Below are 20,911 nucleotides of genomic sequence, written 5' to 3' on the forward strand. Positions count from 1 at the left end.
CCACATATTCGCTACAGCAAAGATCTTACTCTGTTACAGATTCCAGTTGTCGTCACAGGCAAACTGCGCGTAAATAACAGTCACCGTGATTCAATAAAGTCGAAAGGTTAAATATGGAAGGTATCAGTATTGCCAAGCTGCTGATTATCGGTGCGCTTATCGTACTGCTTTTTGGTACCAACAAGTTGCGCTCACTGGGCGGCGATCTGGGCTCTGCAATCAAAGGCTTCAAAAAAGCCATGAAAGATGAAGATACCAGCGCAACCCGAACGACGGCAGAAGACGTGCCAGCAGAACGCGTCGTTCATAAAGATTAATCGGTTATTTGCTGCAAATAACTGTTACTTTTTATTTCAGGCACACCTAAAAAAACCAGGCTGTTTCCAGTCTGGTTTTTTGTTTTCACTCTTCTGACCGCAAAGGCTACTTATTTCACTTCTTCGCCTTTAGCCTGCATATCCGCATGATAGGAGGAGCGGACAAACGGACCGCACGCGGCATGGGTAAAGCCCATCGCCATCGCTTCTGCTTTCATCTCATCGAATTCGGCCGGGCTGACGTAGCGCTGAACCGGCAGGTGATGGCGGCTCGGCTGCAGATACTGTCCCAGCGTCAGCATGGTGACGCCGTGGCGACGCAGATCGCGCATTACCTCAACGATTTCGGCATTGGTTTCACCCAGGCCCACCATCAGACCCGATTTGGTCGGAACATCAGGATGAGCTTCTTTAAAACGCTCCAGCAGCTTCAGTGACCACTCGTAGTTCGCGCCTGGACGCACCTGACGGTAGACGCGCGGTACGTTTTCCAGGTTGTGGTTAAACACATCTGGTGGCGTCGCGGTGAGAATCTCCAGCGCACGATCCATACGGCCACGGAAGTCCGGCACCAGCGTTTCAATTTTAATGGTAGGATTTTTTTCACGAATCGCGCTGATGCAGTCGGCAAAGTGCTGAGCGCCGCCATCACGCAAATCATCGCGGTCCACCGAGGTGATCACCACGTAGCGCAGGCCCATATCGGCAATCGTCTGTGCCAGTTTTGCGGGTTCGTTGGCATCAGGCGCATTAGGACGGCCATGAGCCACATCGCAGAACGGACAACGACGGGTGCAGATTGCGCCAAGAATCATAAAGGTGGCGGTGCCGTGGTTAAAGCATTCGGCCAGGTTAGGGCAGGACGCCTCTTCACAGACCGAGTGCAGGCCGTTTTTGCGCATCGCGGCTTTGATGCCCTGAATACGACTGGAGTCGGCTGGCAGCTTGATTTTCATCCATTCCGGCTTACGCAACATCTCCTGCCGTTCAACAGCCACGGTTTTTACCGGGATCAGCGCCATTTTGTCTGCGTCACGATATTTGACGCCGCGTTCCATCTGAATTGGTTTACTCATAAATCAGCAGGTTCCGGTCGGATTGCGATTTGAAAGCGTTCCCACTCAAACCGGGAAGGGGGCTTTCAACTTTATTTGAAAAAAGTGCAAAAATTATATCATCACATCGCCTGCGAAGCAGCCATAGTCAGCGCGGATACGTTACATATTTGTAAATTCGCATTCTGCGTTAAGGCTTAACAGGGAGTTCGCCTGCGATCCATTCAACATTTTCATAACCTGCCAGCCGCGCAAACGCACTGACCAGTGGGGAACGCACCTGCTCTGTGGTCACGTCGGGCTGAAAATGTTTCAACTGGGTCATGCTCATCCCGGCATAACCACAGGGGTTGATGCGCAGAAAAGGAGATAAATCCATGGCAACATTCAGCGCCAGGCCGTGAAACGAGCAGCCTTTGCGAATGCGTAATCCCAGCGAGCAGATCTTCTCTTCACCGACATAGACGCCGGGTGCATCTGCGCGGGCGCGGGCGCTGACGCCGAACTCTGCCAGAGTGGCGATCACCGTCTCTTCCAGAATAGTCACCAGCTGGCGCACGCCGAGCTTACGGCGTTTTACATCAATCAGGACATACATGACCTGTTGTCCCGGCCCGTGATAGGTGACCTGACCGCCACGATCGCTCTGCACCACAGGAATATCGCCTGGCATCAGAAGATGTTCTGCTTTTCCCGCCTGACCCTGAGTAAAGACCGGAGGATGTTCGACCAGCCAGATTTCATCACGACTCTGGTCGTCGCGCTGGTCAGTATACTGGTGCATGGCGTCGGAGACAGGTTGCCAGTCACGCAGACCGGACTGACGGACAAAGAGGGTTTCAACTGACAAAGCGATAGCCCGCTAAAGGAAAAACGCTGAGGATAACGTCGGCAAACCGTCAGGCAGAGGCGCCTTGCCGACCCGTAAATTACAGTACCATCCGCACAATTTCGATCTGGCCCAGCTCTTCGTACAGGCGTTCGACCTGCTCGATGTGAGTGGCGTTGATAGTGATGTTTACGGAGTGATAGTTGCCTTTGCTGCTCGGCTTAACTTCAGGGCTGTAATCGCCGGGCGCATGACGTTGCACCACTTCAACCACTTGATCAACCAGCTCCGGTTGCGCCAGACCCATTACTTTGTAGGTAAACGGGGTAGGAAATTCGAGCAGCTCATTCAGTTTGGTTTTCATATTAACTCCGGTGCATAAAAAACAGGCTCCCGCCTGAGCGGGAGCATCATAATATCTGGTAATGGGGACGAAAGGGTGATTTTTCAATCACCCTTTACGCTTAACCAAACCAGTGATGGAACATCAGTTTGATGTAATCCACGATACGGCCAAAGAAACCACCCTCTGAGATTTCGTTCAGCACCACCAGTGGACGCTGTTCGATAGTCTTGCCATCCAGCTGGAAGTTGATGCTGCCGACAACCTGGTTTTTCTTCAGTGGGGCATGCAGTTCCGTGTTGGTCAGCACATAGCTGGCTTTCAGATCTTTCATACGGCCACGTGGAATGGTCAGGTAAGCATCTTTTTCCACGCCCAGCTGCACACGGTCATTATCACCGAACCAGACCGGCTCAGAGGCGAACTCTTTACCCGCTTTCAGTGGCGCAACGGTTTCAAAGAAACGGAAGCCCCAGGTGAGCAGTTTTTTGCTCTCGGTTTCACGGCCTTTAAAGGTATGACCGCCCATGACGGCAGAAATCAGGCGCATCTGGCCTTCAGTCGCGGACGCCACCAGGTTGTAACCGGCAGAGTTAGTGTGGCCGGTTTTAATACCGTCCACATTCAGGTTGGTATCCCACAGCAGACCGTTACGGTTCATCTGACGGATGTTGTTGAAGGTGAACTCTTTCTCTTTATAGACAGCGTACTCTTCCGGCACGTCGCGGATCAGCGCCTGACCGATCAACGCCATGTCGCGCGCGGAGCTGTACTGACCTTCAGCGTCCAGGCCATGCACTGTCCCGAAATGGGTATTCTGCAGGCCAATTGCTTTGACGTAGTTGTTCATCAGATTAACGAACGCATCCTGGCTGCCGGCGACATAGTCAGCCATCGCAACACAGGCGTCATTACCCGACTGCAGTACAATTCCACGAGTCAGCTGAGAGACCGGTACGCGGTCGCCTGGCTTCAGGAACATCAGGGAGGAACCTTTGAACACCGGGTTGCCGGTCGCCCAGGCATCCGGACCCACAGTGACCATATCGTCCTGATGAATTTTGCCCGCTTTCACGGCCTGACCAATGACATAGCTGGTCATCATCTTGGTCAGACTGGCAGGATCGCGGCGTGCATCGGCGTTTTTCTCTGCCAGCACTTTACCCGAGTTGTAGTCGATAAGGACATACGCTTCGGCATCAATGTCCGGCACGCCCGGAATCATGGTCTTGAGATTGACGTCATCAGCAATAGCAGCATGGCTGAGAGAGAAAGCGATCAGTGATCCCACTGTCAGGCGTTTCAGCAAACGAGATGATTTCAGCGTGTTCATGTGTAGGACTACAACATCCGTGAGTTTGAGGTTAAAAATGTCACTCATCATACCCAATGCCAGTGAGTCTGGCACCGGGCGTGATGATTGGGTTGTTAGCAGACGTAACGTGTCGCTGTCCGAGAAACCGATCAGCGACGCGTATTAGTAATAAATGAGGCTGTCTGGCCTTCACTGCTCAGGCGCTGTTGCAGCGCAGCCGCTTCGGCACGGGAGCTGTAACCGCCGAGCTGAACGCGATAAACGTTGTTGCCCGCGTCTTCGACCTTGCCGGGCACACCATAACGCTGGCTCAGGCTTTTCATCATCTGCTGAGCACGCGCCGGGTCATTCAGTGCACCAACCTGCACGACATAGCCGGCTGCGGCACCACTGCTGGCTGCCGGCGCGGCGCTGGCGGCGACCGGAGTAGCACTGCTGGCGACCGGTGCAGTGACGGGCACCGTGGTGGATGGTTCATTACCTTCCAGCACGCCGTTCGCTAATGGCTGAGGTGCGCCAAGAAAGCCGCTGCTCTGTACCGGCGCGCCCATGTTGTCACCGCCCTGCAGCGTGCTGTTACTGATGGCTTCTACGTTTTGGGCAGGGGGTTCAGCGTTTGCGGCGCTGCCGCCATTCATCACCGCGCCCCCACTCAGGTCCGGACGGGCAGGCAGTGAGTAGCTCTGTTTGGCTACCACAGTTCCGATGGTGCCTGGGCCAGAGAGCGTACCGTCGGGAGCCACCTTGATATAGTCGACCCGCACCCGTGAATTATTGGAAATGTTCAGTCGGTCACCGGCTGCCCGCGACAGGTCGATAATGCGTCCTGGCGTGTAAGGGCCGCGATCGTTAACGCGCACCACAATCTGACGACCGTTCGCGATATTGGTTACGCGCACATAGCTCGGGAGCGGCAGAGTAGGGTGGGCGGCCGTCAGCGCATCGGGATCGTAGGCTTCGCCGGTAGCGGTGCGGTTGCCCTGCGCCTCTTCGCCGTACCAGGTGGCCAGGCCGACTTCGCTGTAGTTCGACGGATCTTTGATGATGCGATAGTTTTTGCCGTTAACGCTGTAATCCTGGCTGGTGCCCGGATTGATCGGCTCATAACGAGGCTCAACGCCTGGAATCTCTACTACCGGCCCATTGTAAGCCGGTTGCGGCGGTGCCGTATTTTGGGGTTCGGGCGTGGTACAGGCCGCCAGAACCAGTGATGCCAGTGCAACGCCAAGCCATTCCTTACGCATCTGCAGCCTCTTAGACACTTTTAGATAACATTTTTCGGTGAGTGTGGATCGACATCACAATGCCGAATCCCGCCATAAGCACGATAAGCGCGGAGCCGCCATAACTGACCAGCGGCAGCGGCACGCCAACTACCGGTAAGATACCACTAACCATGCCAATGTTAACGAAAACATAAACGAATAAAATCAGCATTAAACCGCCCGCCATGACGCGGCCAAAGGTGGTCTGCGCGCGGGCTGCTACCACCAGTCCCCGCATGATCAGCAGAAGATAGAGGGCCAGCAGCAGCAGTACGCCGACCAGCCCTAACTCTTCGGCCAGAACCGCGAAGATAAAGTCAGTATGACGTTCCGGCAAAAACTCCAGCTGAGACTGGGTGCCCTGCAGCCAGCCCTTGCCGCGCAGTCCGCCCGACCCGATGGCGATTTTCGACTGGATAATGTGATAACCCGCGCCCAGCGGATCCGTTTCCGGGTCGAGCAGCATCATGACGCGGTCACGCTGATAGTCGTGCATCAGGAAGAACCACAGAATCGGGATAAACGCGGCGACCAACAGTACCGCCACGCTAATCAGTTTCCAGCTCATCCCTGAGAGGAACAGCACAAACAGGCCTGAGGCGGCAATCAGAATCGAGGTGCCGAGATCGGGCTGTGCGGCCACCAGCAGGGTAGGCAGGAAGATCAGAATCAGTGCAATACCGGTATTTTTCAGCGTCGGCGGACAGACATCGCGATTAATAAAGCGCGCCACCATCAGTGGCACCGCGATTTTGGCAATCTCAGAAGGCTGAAAGCGAACAAAGCCAAGATCGAGCCAGCGCTGTGCGCCTTTACTGATCTGACCAAAAGCATCCACCGCCACCAGCAGAATGACGCAGACAATATAGAGATAGGGTGCCCAGCCTTCATAAACGCGCGGCGGCACCTGCGCCAGCACAATCATGATGACCAGACCCATCGCGATCTGACCGAGTTTACGCTCCATCATGCCGGGATCCTGTCCGCTGGCACTCCAGATCACCACGGCGCTGTAAGTCAGCAGCGCGAGAATGATCAGCATAAACATCGGATCGATGTGGATGCGCATCCAGATCGATCGTTTCTGCGGACTATCTTGCATCGACATGTTTATTCACCTTCATAACCGGGCGGCACAGGGGCGGCGTCCGGCAGAACTGTATTGTTATCACCCAACATAATGTGATCCAGAATCTGGCGCATCACGGTGCCGACAGCCGGACCGGCGCCACCGTTCTCCAGAATGATGGTCACAGCCACCCGAGGTTTGTCATAAGGGGCAAACGCGGTCATTAATTTATGGTCGCGCAATCGTTCAGCAATTCTATGGGCGTTATAGGTTTCGTTCTCTTTCAGGCCAAAAACCTGTGCCGTACCGGATTTGGCGGCGATTTTATAAGGGGCATCAGCAAAGCTTTTGTGCGCGGTGCCGTTGGGGCGATTCGCCACGCCGTACATGCCATCTTTGGCGATTTCCCAGTAGCCGGAATGGATATCACCAATCGGGGCCCCAGGCGGCTGGCGATAGGGCACCAGAGTTCGGCCTTCGCGGGTGGCGCGCAGCATGTGTGGCACCTTGACGACGCCATCGTTGATCAGAATCATCATCGCTTTGTTCATCTGCAGCGGGGTCGCCGTCCAGTAACCCTGGCCGATTCCCACCGGAATGGTGTCACCCTGATACCACGGCTTTTTAAAGCGCTTCTGCTTCCACTCGCGGGTCGGCATGTTACCGGCGCTCTCCTGCGGTAAGTCAATGCCGGTACGGCTGCCGTAACCAAATTTATTCATCCATTCTGACAGGCGGTCAATACCCATGTCGTAGGCGACCTGATAGAAGAAGGTATCGGCAGACTCCTCCAGCGCTTTGGTGACGTTAAGACGACCATGACCCCACTTTTTCCAGTCGCGGAAGCGCTTCTCTGAACCGGGAAGCTGCCACCAGCCAGGATCAAACAGGCTGGTATTACGGTTAATCACGCCAGCACTCAGCGCAGAAACTGCTACATAGGGTTTAACCGTCGAGGCCGGTGGATAAGCCGCCTGAATTGCACGGTTATAGAGAGGGCGATTTTCATCTTCCAGCAGGCCGCGATAATCCTTGCTGGAAATACCGTCGACAAATAAGTTTGCATCGTAACTGGGTGTGGAGACCATGGCGAGAATTTCGCCGGTGCGCGGATCGCTGACGACAACAGCGGCGCGACTGCCCGCCAGCAGGGTCTCGACATACTGCTGCAGTTTGAGATCGATAGTCAGATAGATATCACGGCCTGCCTGAGGTGACTCCTCATGCAACTGGCGAATGACACGGCCACGGTTGTTGACCTCAACCTCTTCAAAGCCCGTTTTGCCGTGCAGCAGACTCTCGTAATACGCTTCGATGCCCAGCTTGCCGATATCGTGCGTCGCGGCGTAGTTAGGCCATATGCCTTCTTTGTCGAGGCGTGCAACGTCACGATCGTTAATTTTTGAGACGTAACCGACCACATGCGTCAGCGTGGCACCGTAGGGGTAGTAGCGGCGCTGATAACCTTTAACTTCCACGCCGGGAAAGCGGTACTGATTGACCGCAAAGCGTGCCACCTGAACTTCATTCAGACCGGTTTTAACCGGAATGGAGGTAAAGCGACGCGAGCGTTTTCGCTCTTTCTGGAAGTTTTCCAGGTCTTCGTCCGTCAGCTCAAGCACCGGGCGTAAGTTTTCCAGCGTCTGCTGCAGGTTATCGACTTTCTCCGGCACCAGTTCTGCCTGATAGATGGTGCGGTTCAGTGCGAGCGGCGTGCCGGTGCGATCGTAAATAATGCCGCGGCTGGGTGCGACAGGCACCAGTTTAATGCGGTTCTGATTGGAACGGGTGCTGTAATCATCGAAGCGAAGAATCTGCAGGTGGTAAAGGTTAACCACCAGGATTGAAGAGAGCAGTAAGATACCGACGAAGGCGATGAACGCCCGACGGACAAAGAGTTTCTGTTCGGCGCTGTAATCGCGAAAGGCGTTGCTTTGTAATTTCATCCGCTACTTGTCATGTCTGATGTGGGCTGATCGGTCATTCACGATGATAAGGATGATTAGTCGTTATACTCCAGGCCCGATACAGACTTTCGGCCACCAGCACGCGCACCAGCGGATGAGGCAACGTCAATGCTGACAGTGACCAGCTCTGCTCTGCCGCCGCTTTACAGGCGGGGGCCAGGCCTTCAGGCCCGCCGATCAGCAGGCTGACATCGCGACCATCCAGCTTCCAGCGTTCAAGCTGCTGCGCCAGCTGTGGGGTTTCCCACGGTTGACCCGGAATATCCAGCGTGACGATGCGATTGCCTTTGCCGACCGCCGCTAACATCGCTTCACCCTCTTTTTCAAGGATGCGTTTGATATCAGCATTTTTGCCGCGTTTACCTGCGGTCACTTCGGTCAGCTCAAACGGCATATCTTTCGGGAAGCGGCGCAAATACTCCATGAAACCGGTCTGCACCCAGTCGGGCATTTTTGTGCCGACGGCAACAAGTTGCAGTTTCACCGATTAGCTCCAGAGTTTTTCCAGCTCATACAGCTGGCGACTCTCTTCCTGCATCACATGCACGATGACATCACCCAGATCAACCACAACCCAGTCTGCCGCGCTTTTACCTTCAATGCCTAATGGCATCAGGCCTGCTAAACGGGACTCCTGCTCAACGTGTTCTGCGATCGACGTCACATGACGCGTGGAGGTGCCGGTGCAGATGATCATGAAATCGGTGATGCTGGATTTGCCCTGAACGTCGATGGTGACAATGTCCTGGCCTTTGAGATCATCAATCTTATCAATAACGAACTCTTGGAGTGCTTTACCTTGCAAAAGGTTCCCCTTGGAATCTGGTGGTATCGGGCCGGCTGTAAGCCCGGAGAGTGCAGCCAAAAATTTAAGCGGCGCAGTATAGCATGCCCGGATCAGTCGCGATATAAGCCTTCGCGGTCGATATAGTCGATCACCGCCGCAGGCAACAGGTCGTCGCAGGGCTGGTTCTGATGGCGACGGCGGCGAATTTCGGTCGCCGAAATGTCATAGAGTGGGGTTTCCGCCAGCCAGATATGGCCTGCGGGCTGCTGATGCAGCTGCCGGATATCCTGAGCGAGATGCTGATTAAGCCAGTGCTGCATCTCCGGCGAGTCGAACCGGGTCGCATAGCCGGGACGCTGGCATACCAGCAGATGGCAGAGTGACAACAGATCCTGCCAGCGATGCCATTTCGATAAGCTCAGCAGGGAATCCTGACCGATGATAAAAGCCAGCGGCTGCGCTGCACCGCGTTCGGCGCGCCAGGCTTCCAGGGTGGTTACGGTCCAGGAGGGCGTGTCGCGTTCCAGCTCCCGGGTATCAATCTCAAACAGCGGTAAGTCACGGATAGCACAGCGCAGCATAGCAACCCGCTGGGTCGCGCTGGCTTCCGGTTGTGGACGATGCGGTGGCACATTGTTGGGCAGCAGCGTCACACGCTGTAAGCTGGTCTGTTGAGCCAGTGCTTCGACCGGGCGCAGATGGCCAAAATGAATCGGATCGAAGGTGCCACCAAACAGCGCGTGTAACTCAGACATGGGCAAAACTCGTCGGAAAAGCACGACTGCTGAGCAGCAGCGTCAGGGTCTGTAACTGCGGCCATACCGGCTGCCCATAATCCTGCTTCAGGGTGATCTCAATCTGACTGAGCAGATGAATCGCGCGTTGAAGACGCGTGGCGTCCAGGCGTTGCAGTGCGTCAGTGAACAGCGCGCGGCGGTTCTGCCAGATACGCTGTTGATCCATCAGCGTACGCAACGGCTGCTGCGCCTGATGGCGATGCAGATGCAGCAGCGTCAGCAGATCGCGCTGTAGCGTACGCAGCAGAATCACGACTTCGCTCTCTTCTTTCTCCAGCTGATGCAGGATGTGCAGCGCGCGACGGCTCTTACCCGCCAGCAGAGCATCGACCCAGTGGAACGGTGTGAAGTGAGCCGCATCGCTGACCGCCTCTTCAACCCGGGGCAGGGTCAGCTTGCCGTCAGGCCACTGCAGCGAGAGACGCTCCAGCGCCTGGGCCAGCGCCAGCAGATTGCCTTCATAGCAGTAACACAACAGCTGCACGGCCGCGTCATCGACCGAGAGTTTCAGCGCCTGAGCCCGATTCGCGACCCAGCGTGGCAGTTGTGCCTGTTCGGGCGTCTGGCAGGGCACGAAAACTGCGGAGGCGGACAGGGCTTTAAACCATGCACTGTTTTCCTGCGCGCGGGTCAGCTTTGGCATCCGGCAGATCAGCAGAATATCGGCGTGCAGCAGCTGCGACAGCTTAACCAACTGCTCGGCCATTGCGGCATTGGGGCCATTCTCGGGGAATTGCAGCGTCATCGTCTGACGCTGGGCAAACAGACTCAGTGACTGGCAACTGACAAACAGGCTCTCCCAGTCGGTCTGGGCGTCCAGCGTAAAACTAAAATGTTCTTCAAATTGCTGCGCGGTTGCGGCGGCACGGATGGCATCCGCACTCTCCTGCAACAGCAGCGGTTCGTTTCCGGCTAACAGATAACAGGCGCGCAGCCCCTCACGGAGCTGCGCGCTGAGTTGCTCAGGATAAATCCTGATCATTGCAGGCTGGTAGCAGAGGAAGAGGGTGCTTCCTGTGAACCCTGACCCGGAACCGGAATCACTGACGCCGGTAAGGTCTCTTTATTGTTGATCTGTGCAGCATGCACGGTCAGCAGCTTACGTACCAGCTGTTCGGCAGCACGCTGACGCATCTCCTGCGTAATCAGATCCTGCTCGGCATCTTTTGCCAGCGCAGCATTCGGGTTATCGAAGAATGAACGATAAACCGTGGTGCTGATTGGGTAGATTCCTTTGCCCGGCAACAGGACCTGCGCCGTCAGCGTCATGACCAGCTGATACTCAGCAGAGGTGCCGCTGATAAAGACCGATGCGGTGTTACGTCCCGACACTTCAGGACCCAGACGCAGCGTCGGAATATCGGTGCGCTTCTGTTTAGTGTCTTCAACAATAGTGACATCGTTGATACGCAGTTGCTGGCGCACAGTACGCGCCAGCGGTCCATAAGGATCGCCGGTTGAAACAATCAGGGTTTTCAGTTCGCTGGGCACCTGTGTGGTGCCGCGCGGATGAAAACCGCAGCCAGCGGTGATAACCACCGCCAGCATGACAAACAGCCTGATAATCGGATGTCGCACAGTTCCTCCTGAACTTAACCTACGACCAGGTTAAGCAGTTTGCCCGGTACATAAATGACTTTACGGATAGTCACGCCGTCCAGATACTTCGCCACCAGATGCTCCTGAGCCGCGCGTGCCTGAACCTGTTCCTGCGTTGCCTCGGCGGGTACGGTAATTTTGCCACGCACTTTACCGTTCACCTGCACCACGACCAGCAGTGAATCTTCAACCATAGCGGCTTCATCAGCCACCGGCCAGCTCGCTTCATCGATGGTGCCTTCGCCACCCAGCGTCTGCCACAGAACATAGCAGGCGTGCGGGGTAAACGGATAGAGAAGACGGACGATAGCCAGCAGTGCTTCCTGCATCAGAGCGCGATCCTGCTCGCTTTCCTGCGGGGCACGCGCCAGTTTGTTCATCAGCTCCATAATCGCTGCAATGGCGGTGTTAAAAGTCTGACGACGGCCAATATCATCCGCCACTTTGGCGATGGTTTTGTGCAGGTCACGACGCAGCGATTTCTGCTCGTCATTCAGGCTATCCACATCCAGCGCCACGGTCGCACCCTGTGAGGTGTGCTCGTAGACCAGCTTCCAGACACGCTTCAGGAAGCGGTTCGCTCCTTCAACGCCCGATTCCTGCCACTCCAGCGTCATATCGGCCGGTGAAGCAAACATCATGAACAGACGCACGGTATCCGCGCCGTAACGCTCAACCATCAGCTGTGGGTCGATGCCATTGTTTTTCGACTTCGACATTTTACTCATGCCCGCGTAAATCACCTCGCGGCCCTGCGTATCGGTGGCTTTTACAATGCGGCCTTTCTCATCACGCTCAACCTCAACGTCAACCGGTGAAACCCAGTTACGCTCGCCGTTGTTACCGAGATAGTAGAAGGCATCAGCCAGCACCATGCCCTGGCACAGCAGACGTTTGGCTGGTTCATTCGAGTTGACCAGGCCCGCGTCACGCAGCAGCTTGTGGAAGAAGCGGAAATACATCAGGTGCATGATGGCGTGTTCAATACCCCCCACATACTGATCGACCGGCAGCCAGTAGTTTGCGGCGGCCGGATCCAGCATGCCTTCCTTGTAGCTGGCGCAGGTATAGCGCGCGTAGTACCAGGAGGACTCCATGAAGGTGTCAAAGGTGTCGGTTTCACGCAGAGCAGGCTGGCCATTTACGGTGGTCTTCGCCCACTCCGGATCCGCTTTGATCGGGCTGGTAATGCCATCCATTACCACATCTTCCGGCAGGATCACCGGCAGCTGGTCTTCAGGTGTCGGCATTACGGTGCCATCTTCCAGCGTGACCATTGGGATCGGTGCACCCCAGTAACGCTGACGGGAAACACCCCAGTCGCGCAGACGGTAGTTCACTTTACGAACGCCCACGCCTTTTGCCGCCAGAGAATCTGCAATGGCGGTAAACCCTGCGGCGTGATCCAGACCGTTGAACTCACCTGAATTAAACAGCGCGCCTTTGTCGGTCATTGCCGCAGCGCTGACGTCAGGAATAGAGCCATCCAGGTTGAGTACTACCGGCTTGATCGCCAGATCGTATTTAGTGGCAAATTCCCAGTCGCGCTGGTCGTGCGCCGGGACCGCCATGACGGCACCGGTGCCATATTCCATCAGCACGAAGTTAGCGACCCAGACCGGGAGAAGCTCGCCGGTCAGCGGATGAATAACAGACAGGCCGGTCGCCATGCCTTTCTTCTCCATGGTCGCCATATCGGCTTCGGCCACTTTGGTATTGCGGCATTCAGCGATAAAGTCAGCCAGTGCCGGGTTATTCACCGACGCCTGGGTTGCCAGCGGATGACCCGCCGCAACGGCAACATAGGTTGCGCCGATAAAGGTATCCGGGCGGGTGGTATAGACGGTAACTTTCTCTTCGCTGCCAGCAACGTCGAAAGTGATTTCGACGCCTTCAGAACGGCCAATCCAGTTACGCTGCATGGTTTTGACCTGCTCAGGCCACTCTTCCAGCGTATCCAGATCGTTCAGCAGCTCTTCCGCATAATCGGTGATTTTGATAAACCACTGAGGGATCTCTTTGCGCTCAACTTTGGTGTCACAGCGCCAGCAGCAGCCATCGATCACCTGCTCGTTCGCCAGCACCGTCTGATCGTTCGGACACCAGTTGACGGCAGAGGTCTTTTTATAGACCAGACCTTTTTCATACAGTTTGGTGAAGAACCACTGTTCCCAGCGATAGTACTCTGGCTGGCAGGTCGCCAGTTCACGACTCCAGTCATAGCCAAAGCCCAGCAATTTAAGCTGGTTTTTCATGTAGGCGATGTTGTCGTATGTCCAGGGGGCCGGTGCGGTGTTATTTTTAACCGCAGCGCCTTCCGCAGGCAGGCCGAAAGCATCCCAGCCAATCGGCTGTAGTACGTTTTTGCCGAGCATACGCTGATAACGCGCGATTACGTCGCCGATGGTGTAGTTACGAACGTGGCCCATATGCAGGCGGCCAGAAGGATAGGGCAACATGGAGAGGCAATAGTATTTCTCTTTACCTTCCTGCTCAGTCACTTTAAACGTTTCGTTTTCATCCCAGTGTTGCTGCACACGGGATTCAATCTCTTCCGGGCGGTATTGCTCTTGCATGGCTGCCTGTGGTCCTTTATGAATAACATTTTTCGGGCTCTACGATCCGCATAGCATACCCATAAGGCCGCGTATCAACAACACTTCCCACTTTTGCTGGCACGATTTCTGCTGAAAGCGACAGCCTCTTCACCCTTTTGTAATTCACTGTACAGACGACACGGCAAAAGTCGCATTGCGACTAAACTTAATTCAGCGAGGGTCTGCATAAAGGAGAATAAAATGAATAAAGTAGCTCAGGAATATCGCGAGTCGTTAGCCGTACTGACCGAACGTCTCCGTCAGGGCGATCGGAACCTTGATGAGCTGATTGCCGGGCGACGCAGCCAGTTACGGGTTCGCGATGATATGACGGAAGAAGAGATTGATCAGGCGCTTAGCTCAGTGCGCCGTGATTTAGGCGAATTTGCACGCAGTTATACCGATGTGGAGGAGCCGCTGGCGGATTCACTGTTTATGCGCATTATTCGCGAGAGCGTCTGGAAAGAGCTGGCGGATATCACCGATAAAAGTCAGCTGGAGTGGCGCGAAGTTTTTCAGGATCTGCATCATCACGGTGTATATCAGAGCGGCGAAGTGGTGGGGCTGGGCAATCTGGTATGTGAGAAGTGTCAGTTTACCCGGGCGATCTATACGCCGGAAACCCTGTCGCGCTGTCCGGAATGCGGCAATGACCAGTTTCAGCGTCAGCCTTTTGAACCCTGATAATAAAATCTGTGCGGGCCACTCTGCGTGACCCGCACAGGTTGTTTAGTGCAGAATTTTAGCGAGGAAATCTTTCGCGCGGTCAGACTGTGGATTATTAAAGAAGTCATCTTTGTTGGTGTCTTCGATAATTTTCCCTTCATCCATGAAGATCACACGATTGGCGACTTTACGGGCGAAGCCCATCTCGTGTGTCACCACCATCATCGTCATCCCCTCCTGTGCCAGTTCAACCATCACATCCAGCACTTCGTTGATCATTTCCGGATCCAGCGCGGACGTTGGTTCATCAAACAGCATCGCGATGGGGTCCATGCAGAGCGCACGCGCAATGGCTACACGCTGCTGCTGCCCACCAGAGAGCTGGCCAGGGAACTTGTCGGCATGGGCTGAGAGACCCACACGCTTCAGCAGCTTCAGTCCTTTATCGCGGGCTGCTGCCTTGTCACGTTTCAGCACTTTCACCTGCGCCAGCACCAGATTGTTGATAATGCTCAGATGCGGGAACAGCTCGAAGTGCTGGAACACCATACCGACCTGACTGCGAAGCTGCGCAAGGTTGGTTTTTTTGTTGTTCACCTCGGTGCCGTTGACCGCAATCACACCCTGCTGAACCGGCTCGAGTCCGTTCACCGTTTTGATCAGCGTTGATTTACCGGAGCCGGACGGCCCGCAGACCACCACTACCTCACCGGTTTTGACCTCGGTTGAGCAGTCGGTCAGCACCTGAAAGTGACCATACCACTTAGAAACATTTTTCAGGCTAATCATTTAAACCGTCCTTTTTCTTTTCAGATAGCTGACCAACAGCGATGCGCTCAGGCTGATAACGAAGTAGACCAGACCTGCAAACAGAACCATTTCAACCTGGGTGCCGTCGCGCTCACCAATGGTGGACGCGGTACGGAAGAAGTCCGCCAGGCTTAAGACATAGACCAGCGAGGTATCCTGGAACAGCACGATACCCTGCGTCAGTAACAGCGGAACCATGGCGCGGAACGCCTGCGGCAGGATGATCAGGCGCATTGCCTGCCACTGTGTCATACCCAGCGCCAGCGCGGCATTGCCCTGTCCACGCGAAATACTGATGATGCCGGCACGAATGATTTCGGAGTAGTAGGCCGCTTCAAACAGCGAAAAGGCAACCATGGCGGAAATCAGCCGGATATCGGTTTTCGGCGACAGGCCCAGGACCTGCTGCAGGAAACTCGGCACCACCAGATAGAACCACAGCAGCACCATGACCAGCGGCACCGAACGGAACAGGTTGACGTAGATTTTGGCGAACCAGCTGACGGGCTTAAAGCTCGACAGACGCATCACCGCCAGCAGGGTTCCCCACAAAATACCGAAAACCACGGCAGTAATGGTGATCTTGAAGGTAATCACTAAGCCGTTAAGCAGGTAGGGCAGGCTGGGTGTAATCGAACTCCAGTCAAAGTCGTACATTACTTGCCTCCCGCATTGCCTGGCAGCCGGACTTTGCGCTCGACCAGACTCATCAACAGCATAATCACCAGGTTAATCGCGACATAGGCCAGCGTAATGGCGGTAAAGGATTCATAGGCGTGAGCAGAATAGTCGAGCAGTTTGCCCGCCTGCGCCGCCATATCGACCAGACCGATGGTGGAGGCGATAGCGGAGTTCTTTACCAGGTTCAGCATTTCCGAGGTCATCGGCGGAACAATCACACGATACGCATTCGGCAGCAGGACATAGCGATAGGTCTGCGGCAGGGTTAATCCCATCGCCAGACCGGCATTTTTCTGTCCTGTCGGCAGTGACTGAATGGCTGCGCGCACCTGCTCGCAGACGCGGGCGGCGGTAAAAAGGCCAAGACAGATCATTGAAGAGAGGAAGAACTGAATGTTGGGGTCCAGCTCAGACTTAAACCACATGCCGAGCTTTTCGCCCACCAGTTCGGGCGCCACCAGATACCAGAAGAAGAACTGGACGATCAGCGGGATGTTACGAAACAGTTCCACATAGCAGGTGCCAATGGTCGACAGCAGGCGATTAGGCACGGTGCGCAGAATGCCGAAAAATGAACCCACGCAGAAGGCGATAATCCAGGCGCAGCAGGAGACGGCTATCGTCACCTGAAAACCGGACCACAGCCAGCCGAGGTAGGTTGTGTTACCGAACGGGGCCTGTTCGAGGAAAATGCCCCAGTTCCAATCGATACCCATAACGAGCTCCGGAAAAAAAGGGTAGCTAAGCTACCCTGAAGATTGATGAACGGCGTTTTATTTCCTGACTCAGGGGAACGACCCGTGTCAGTCTGTCTGTCCATGCCGCGGTTTCAGCAATCGAGAGGGCAGCCAGGCTGCCCTTGTTATACCCGCCGTCTTTCAGGCTGCATTTTTGTTGGCCAGGTTCACTCATCCAAATGACTTACCTGAGTAAGCTCACCGGGATGCATTCTCTTGCCGTCTCAATGCAATCTGAGATCCATTGGGTATTTTTTTGTTAATTCAGTGCTTTGTCATTTGGCGTTTTGAACAGGGCTTTCATGTCATCAGAGAGTTCAAAGTTCATGTTCAGATTCTTTGGCGGAATCGGCTGTTTAAACCAGGTATCGAACCATTTTTCTGCCTGGCCAGAGGTCTGGGCTTTAGCAATAGTTTCATCGACCAGCGCTTTAAACTGCGGATCATCTTTACGCAGCATGCAGCCATAGGCCTCTTTTGACTGCGGCGTACCTAAGATTTCCCAGTTATCTGGCTTTTTAGCTTTGGCGCGTTCGCCAGCCAGCAGAGCATCATCCATCATGAAAGCCACGGCACGACCGGTTTCCAGCGTACGGAAAGAGTCACCGTGATCTTTGGCGCTGATGATGCGCATATCCAGTTTCTGTTCGTCGTTGAGTTTATGAAGCAGCACTTCAGAGGTGGTTCCTGAAGTCACCACCACCGTTTTGCCTTTCAGATCAGCGAAATCTTTGATCGGGCCATCTTTCTTAACCAGCAGACGGGTGCCGATGACAAAAATGGTGTCAGAGAACGCGGCCTGTTTCTGGCGCTCAAGGTTGTTGGTGGTAGAGCCACACTCATAATCGTAGGTGCCGTTTTGCAGCAGCGGAATACGGTTTTGTGAGGTGATCGGGATCATTTTGACCTGCAAATCCGGCTTGTTCAGCTTCGCTTTGATGGCTTCCACGATGGCGTTTGAGTAAGCCTGTGAATAGCCGACGACTTTTTGCTGGTTGTCATAGTAAGAAAAGGGAACTGATGATTCGCGATGCCCGACCACAATGACGCCGTTGTCATTGATCTTCTTCAGGGTGCCGCTGAGATCTTCCGCCTGGGCCGCTCCCGCCGCTGCGCTGATCAGCAGAAGAGATAATGCCACTTTGCGTAGTTGCATGTTCCAACTCCTTCGTATGAAAAAGGCCCAGGCTGATACCTGTGCTGATTATGATGTTGTGTCTGTTTTTTGCTGCGTTTCTGCTCATTCTGCGGGCTAAATGGGCGCAGAAGAGTCACTAACATAGCGGATTGTTAACGCAATGAAACAAAAAAGTTTCTTTTTTGCGAGGCAATCCGCACCAAAAAAAGGCAAATATCTTGCTCTGCGCATTAACGGTGCAGCAGAGGCGACTGTTTTGGTGCAAACGGCCAGGCATCAGCGCCTGTAATCCGCCTGTCGGCGAAAAACAGTGAAACATTCTGCAATCATCGTGCCAGAAAGCGGTGCATGGTGAGAAAGGCAGCAGAGTATGTGGTCAGGGGAGTGAGATATACCGCAGAGCGAGCAAAGAAAAAAGGCGAAGCCTGCGCTTCGCCTTGAAGGATCGGATAGGTTACCGGCGTCGACGCAGCAGAGCTATCAATGCCGCCAGTAGCGTCAGTGACCAGACTGGCCAGATGCCCGCCCGCGCATACGGGGTTTCCCCCTGTGTCGGCGTGACTTTGCTGGTCAGCACGTCGCGGGTAAACTGCGGCAGCATCGCCTCCACATCACCACTGGCATTTACTACTGCCGTCACGCCGTTGTTGGTACTGCGCAACAGCGGACGTCCCAGCTCCAGCGCCCGCATTCTCGCCATCTGGAAGTGCTGCCACGGTCCGATAGAGTGACCAAACCAGGCATCGTTCGAAACGGTCAGCAGGAAACTGGTGTCGGGATGGAAGTTAGCCCGCACCTGCTCACCGAGCACGATCTCATAACAGATGGCGCTGGTCAGGTTATAGCCTGCGACGCTGAGTTGCGGCTGGAGATAGTTGCCACGGCTGAAAGCCGACATCGGCAGATCAAAGAACGGGGCCAGCGGACGCAGCAGGTCGGCCAGCGGCACAAATTCGCCAAACGGCACCAGATGATTCTTCTGGTAACGATTGCCGCTGAAGTAGTTATAAGGCGTTTTGCCGCCCAGCACGATCACGGTGTTGTAGTCGTGATAACGATTCTGCTCCAGTCGGGAGTCCACGATACCGGTGACCAGTGAGCTGCCACGTTCACGCAGTTCATCATCCAGCGAACGCAGGAACGGCTGCTGATTACTTTCCAGATCGGTAATTGCCGATTCTGGCCAGATAATGATTGGCGCCTTACCCATCAGCGGCTGGCTCAGACCGTTATAGATGCGCAGAGTAGTGAGCAGTTGCTGAGGATCCCACTTCATCGACTGCGGGATGTTTCCCTGAACCAGCGCCACTTCTACGGCACGCTCTGGCATTGGCTGAACCCACTGGATGTAGCGCAGTGGCCACGGCAGGGCCAGCAGCAGCAACGCCGCCACCAGACTTCTGACGTTGCGCTGCTGCAGAGCATAAGCCAGCAGGCCAGCAATGACCATCAGCAGGAAGGTCAGGGTCTCAACACCCGCCAGCGGAGCCAGCCCTTTTAACGGTCCGTCAATCTGGCTGTAACCAAACTGCAGCCACGGGAAGCCAGTCAGCACCCAGCCGCGCAGGAACTCGGTCATCTGCCACAATGCCGGTGCCGCCAGCGCCAGGCGCCATAGCGTCGTGCATGGCCAGAGTCGATTGAGTACACCGGCAAACAGCGCCGGGTAAACCGCCAGATACGCCGCCAGCAGCGCCACGATAAAGACATTGACCGGACCAGGCATGCCGCCAAAGGTGGCAACACTGACATAGACCCAGTTAATACCGCTGCCGAACAGACCTACTCCCCACACAAAGCCGATCGCAGTGGCCTGCGGGCTTGAGCGGTTCAGGGTCAGCAACTGTAAGCCGCACAGCGAGAGCAGAGCGGCAGGCCAGAAATCGTAAGGAGAGAAGGCGAGGGTACCCAGTGCACCCGTTATTAAAGCCAGCAGCAGGCGAACCCGCTGGCGCGGGTAGAGTGAGGCTAAAGCCATAGACTTATTCGTCTTCCAGTTGGGGTTGTGGCGAATTTTCCGGGATAGTCACGTGAACCTGGATGATGCGGCGGCTGTCCGCCATCGCCACCTTGAACTGGTAACCTTCAATCTCAATGCTTTCACCACGTGCGGGGAGATGGCCGAAGCCCTGCATGACCAGACCACCAATGGTATCGACTTCATCATCACTGAACTGCGTGCCAAACACCTCATTGAAATCTTCAATGGCGGTCAGTGCGCGCACCGTGAAGGTGTGGCGATTGAGCTGACGGATATCACGATCTTCTTCATCATCATACTCATCTTCAATCTCACCTACGATCAGCTCAAGAATATCTTCGATTGTGACCAGACCGGAGACACCACCAAACTCATCAATAACAATCGCCATGTGATAACGCTGGGAACGGAACTCTTTCAGCATCCGGTCGACACGCTTACTTTCAGGCACCACCACCGCAGGACGCAGCACTTTCTCGATACTGAACGGCTCTGATTCACTGCTCATAAACGGCAGCAGGTCTTTCGCCATCAGAATCCCTTCCACATGATCTTTGTCTTCGCTGATCACCGGGAAGCGGGAGTGCGCGGAGTCGATAATGACATCCAGACACTCTTCGAGGCTCTGATTACGTTTCAGGGTGATCATTTGCGAGCGCGGGATCATGATGTCACGCACGCGCTGCTCCGCAATATCCAGAACCCCTTCAAGCATGTCGCGGGTGTCCTGGTCAATCAGCTCTTTATTATTCGAGTCGCGGATCAGCTCCAGTAGCTCATCACGGTTTTTAGGTTCACCGTGAAAGAGTTGGTTGATTAACAGGGAGAAAAATCCCTTTTTACTACTGGGTGCATCGCTGTTTTGAGAATGGTCGTCGCTCATGGCGGTTTTTAAAGATCTCTCTGGTGAGGAATAGGTGCTGTCAGCAAACCGTGCTGACAGCCGGATAGCCTGAAT

At 54.9% G+C, this 20,911-nt stretch carries 22 protein-coding genes; 3 read left to right on the forward strand and 19 right to left on the reverse strand.

The genetic code is table 11. The features are described from left to right. Positions 1-113 precede the first annotated feature (113 nt). Entirely contained in the window at positions 114-317 is a 204-nt protein-coding gene (gene tatE, locus AC6I8J_RS05065; RefSeq protein WP_003854033.1) for a twin-arginine translocase subunit TatE, read from the forward strand. 110 nt (positions 318-427) lie between these two features. Here the strand turns inward: tatE and lipA are convergent, their stop codons facing one another. The 13 genes from lipA to leuS form a co-directional block, all read right to left on the reverse strand. After that, a complete protein-coding gene (lipA, locus tag AC6I8J_RS05070) occupies positions 428-1,393 on the reverse strand; it encodes a lipoyl synthase (protein WP_161732071.1) in 966 nt (321 codons plus the stop codon). 169 nt (positions 1,394-1,562) lie between these two features. Then, entirely contained in the window at positions 1,563-2,222 is a 660-nt protein-coding gene (gene lipB, locus AC6I8J_RS05075; protein WP_161732073.1) for a lipoyl(octanoyl) transferase LipB, read from the reverse strand. A 79-nt stretch (positions 2,223-2,301) separates the two neighbouring features. Beyond that, positions 2,302-2,565, reverse strand: a complete 264-nt coding sequence (ybeD, locus tag AC6I8J_RS05080) for a DUF493 family protein YbeD (RefSeq protein ID WP_013357093.1) — start codon at positions 2,563-2,565, stop codon at positions 2,302-2,304. A gap of 100 nt (positions 2,566-2,665) precedes the next feature. Beyond that, a complete protein-coding gene (gene dacA / locus AC6I8J_RS05085) occupies positions 2,666-3,877 on the reverse strand; it encodes a D-alanyl-D-alanine carboxypeptidase DacA (RefSeq protein ID WP_033732040.1) in 1,212 nt (403 codons plus the stop codon). Positions 3,878-4,008: 131 nt separating this feature from the next. Next, positions 4,009-5,103, reverse strand: a complete 1,095-nt coding sequence (gene rlpA / locus AC6I8J_RS05090) for an endolytic peptidoglycan transglycosylase RlpA (RefSeq protein ID WP_253421294.1) — start codon at positions 5,101-5,103, stop codon at positions 4,009-4,011. A gap of 10 nt (positions 5,104-5,113) precedes the next feature. Continuing rightward, positions 5,114-6,226: a peptidoglycan glycosyltransferase MrdB gene (mrdB, locus tag AC6I8J_RS05095; protein ID WP_033743010.1), complete on the reverse strand. Its 1,113-nt coding sequence runs from the start codon at positions 6,224-6,226 to the stop codon at positions 5,114-5,116. Between the two features lie 8 nt (positions 6,227-6,234). Next, positions 6,235-8,139: a peptidoglycan DD-transpeptidase MrdA gene (mrdA, locus tag AC6I8J_RS05100; RefSeq protein WP_161732077.1), complete on the reverse strand. Its 1,905-nt coding sequence runs from the start codon at positions 8,137-8,139 to the stop codon at positions 6,235-6,237. Positions 8,140-8,173: 34 nt separating this feature from the next. After that, complete coding sequence (gene rlmH, locus AC6I8J_RS05105) at positions 8,174-8,644, reverse strand: 23S rRNA (pseudouridine(1915)-N(3))-methyltransferase RlmH (protein ID WP_013357098.1); 471 nt, start codon at positions 8,642-8,644, stop codon at positions 8,174-8,176. 3 nt (positions 8,645-8,647) lie between these two features. After that, complete coding sequence (gene rsfS, locus AC6I8J_RS05110; protein WP_111139027.1) at positions 8,648-8,965, reverse strand: ribosome silencing factor; 318 nt, start codon at positions 8,963-8,965, stop codon at positions 8,648-8,650. Positions 8,966-9,057: 92 nt separating this feature from the next. Further along, the gene (gene nadD, locus AC6I8J_RS05115; RefSeq protein ID WP_161732079.1) at positions 9,058-9,702 is read right to left on the reverse strand and encodes a nicotinate-nucleotide adenylyltransferase; all 645 of its coding nucleotides are present in this window, start codon (positions 9,700-9,702) and stop codon (positions 9,058-9,060) included. Continuing rightward, positions 9,695-10,726, reverse strand: coding sequence for a DNA polymerase III subunit delta (holA, locus tag AC6I8J_RS05120; RefSeq protein ID WP_161732081.1), 1,032 nt, complete (start codon positions 10,724-10,726; stop codon positions 9,695-9,697). Before holA ends, nadD begins: the two co-directional genes overlap by 8 nt. Further along, positions 10,723-11,322, reverse strand: coding sequence for an LPS assembly lipoprotein LptE (gene lptE / locus AC6I8J_RS05125; protein WP_161732083.1), 600 nt, complete (start codon positions 11,320-11,322; stop codon positions 10,723-10,725). The genes holA and lptE overlap by 4 nt, the downstream gene beginning before the upstream one ends. 14 nt (positions 11,323-11,336) lie before the next feature. Further along, a complete protein-coding gene (leuS, locus tag AC6I8J_RS05130) occupies positions 11,337-13,919 on the reverse strand; it encodes a leucine--tRNA ligase (RefSeq protein WP_161732085.1) in 2,583 nt (860 codons plus the stop codon). Between the two features lie 222 nt (positions 13,920-14,141). On the opposite strand from leuS, the gene AC6I8J_RS05135 reads away from it, so the two are divergent. After that, positions 14,142-14,624: a zinc ribbon-containing protein gene (locus AC6I8J_RS05135; RefSeq protein ID WP_033731844.1), complete on the forward strand. Its 483-nt coding sequence runs from the start codon at positions 14,142-14,144 to the stop codon at positions 14,622-14,624. Positions 14,625-14,669: 45 nt separating this feature from the next. Here the strand turns inward: AC6I8J_RS05135 and AC6I8J_RS05140 are convergent, their stop codons facing one another. The 4 genes from AC6I8J_RS05140 to AC6I8J_RS05155 form a co-directional block, all read right to left on the reverse strand. Beyond that, positions 14,670-15,395 (reverse strand): amino acid ABC transporter ATP-binding protein, encoded by a 726-nt coding sequence (locus tag AC6I8J_RS05140; protein WP_161732087.1) that lies wholly within the window; start codon positions 15,393-15,395, stop codon positions 14,670-14,672. Beyond that, a complete protein-coding gene (gene gltK / locus AC6I8J_RS05145) occupies positions 15,396-16,073 on the reverse strand; it encodes a glutamate/aspartate ABC transporter permease GltK (protein ID WP_013357106.1) in 678 nt (225 codons plus the stop codon). After that, positions 16,073-16,813: an amino acid ABC transporter permease gene (locus tag AC6I8J_RS05150; protein WP_161732091.1), complete on the reverse strand. Its 741-nt coding sequence runs from the start codon at positions 16,811-16,813 to the stop codon at positions 16,073-16,075. Before AC6I8J_RS05150 ends, gltK begins: the two co-directional genes overlap by 1 nt. A 280-nt stretch (positions 16,814-17,093) precedes the next feature. Beyond that, entirely contained in the window at positions 17,094-17,990 is an 897-nt protein-coding gene (locus tag AC6I8J_RS05155; RefSeq protein ID WP_013357108.1) for an amino acid ABC transporter substrate-binding protein, read from the reverse strand. 142 nt (positions 17,991-18,132) lie between these two features. On the opposite strand from AC6I8J_RS05155, the gene AC6I8J_RS05160 reads away from it, so the two are divergent. Beyond that, positions 18,133-18,261 carry a hypothetical protein gene (locus AC6I8J_RS05160; protein ID WP_256497707.1) on the forward strand — a complete coding sequence of 43 codons (129 nt, stop codon included), beginning with the start codon at positions 18,133-18,135 and terminating at the stop codon, positions 18,259-18,261. A 165-nt stretch (positions 18,262-18,426) separates the two neighbouring features. Here the strand turns inward: AC6I8J_RS05160 and lnt are convergent, their stop codons facing one another. After that, complete coding sequence (gene lnt, locus AC6I8J_RS05165; protein WP_260057672.1) at positions 18,427-19,950, reverse strand: apolipoprotein N-acyltransferase; 1,524 nt, start codon at positions 19,948-19,950, stop codon at positions 18,427-18,429. Between the two features lie 4 nt (positions 19,951-19,954). Continuing rightward, entirely contained in the window at positions 19,955-20,836 is an 882-nt protein-coding gene (corC, locus tag AC6I8J_RS05170) for a CNNM family magnesium/cobalt transport protein CorC (protein WP_013357111.1), read from the reverse strand. Positions 20,837-20,911: the final 75 nt, after the last annotated feature.

This window comes from Pantoea sp. X-Soil-ISGK-355 (assembly GCF_059730805.1).

Coding starts and splice junctions, on each gene's coding strand:
- AC6I8J_RS05155 (WP_013357108.1), bottom strand. CDS start 17,990: ATGCAACTACGCAAAGTGGCATTATCTCTTCTGCTGATCAGCGCAGCG.
- lnt (WP_260057672.1), bottom strand. CDS start 19,950: ATGGCTTTAGCCTCACTCTACCCGCGCCAGCGGGTTCGCCTGCTGCTG.
- mrdA (WP_161732077.1), bottom strand. CDS start 8,139: ATGAAATTACAAAGCAACGCCTTTCGCGATTACAGCGCCGAACAGAAA.
- AC6I8J_RS05140 (WP_161732087.1), bottom strand. CDS start 15,395: ATGATTAGCCTGAAAAATGTTTCTAAGTGGTATGGTCACTTTCAGGTG.
- mrdB (WP_033743010.1), bottom strand. CDS start 6,226: ATGCAAGATAGTCCGCAGAAACGATCGATCTGGATGCGCATCCACATC.
- ybeD (WP_013357093.1), bottom strand. CDS start 2,565: ATGAAAACCAAACTGAATGAGCTGCTCGAATTTCCTACCCCGTTTACC.
- holA (WP_161732081.1), bottom strand. CDS start 10,726: ATGATCAGGATTTATCCTGAGCAACTCAGCGCGCAGCTCCGTGAGGGG.
- nadD (WP_161732079.1), bottom strand. CDS start 9,702: ATGTCTGAGTTACACGCGCTGTTTGGTGGCACCTTCGATCCGATTCAT.
- AC6I8J_RS05160 (WP_256497707.1), top strand. CDS start 18,133: ATGAAACAAAAAAGTTTCTTTTTTGCGAGGCAATCCGCACCAAAAAAA.
- corC (WP_013357111.1), bottom strand. CDS start 20,836: ATGAGCGACGACCATTCTCAAAACAGCGATGCACCCAGTAGTAAAAAG.
- lipA (WP_161732071.1), bottom strand. CDS start 1,393: ATGAGTAAACCAATTCAGATGGAACGCGGCGTCAAATATCGTGACGCA.
- gltK (WP_013357106.1), bottom strand. CDS start 16,073: ATGTACGACTTTGACTGGAGTTCGATTACACCCAGCCTGCCCTACCTG.
- rlpA (WP_253421294.1), bottom strand. CDS start 5,103: ATGCGTAAGGAATGGCTTGGCGTTGCACTGGCATCACTGGTTCTGGCG.
- AC6I8J_RS05135 (WP_033731844.1), top strand. CDS start 14,142: ATGAATAAAGTAGCTCAGGAATATCGCGAGTCGTTAGCCGTACTGACC.
- AC6I8J_RS05150 (WP_161732091.1), bottom strand. CDS start 16,813: ATGGGTATCGATTGGAACTGGGGCATTTTCCTCGAACAGGCCCCGTTC.
- leuS (WP_161732085.1), bottom strand. CDS start 13,919: ATGCAAGAGCAATACCGCCCGGAAGAGATTGAATCCCGTGTGCAGCAA.
- dacA (WP_033732040.1), bottom strand. CDS start 3,877: ATGAACACGCTGAAATCATCTCGTTTGCTGAAACGCCTGACAGTGGGA.
- tatE (WP_003854033.1), top strand. CDS start 114: ATGGAAGGTATCAGTATTGCCAAGCTGCTGATTATCGGTGCGCTTATC.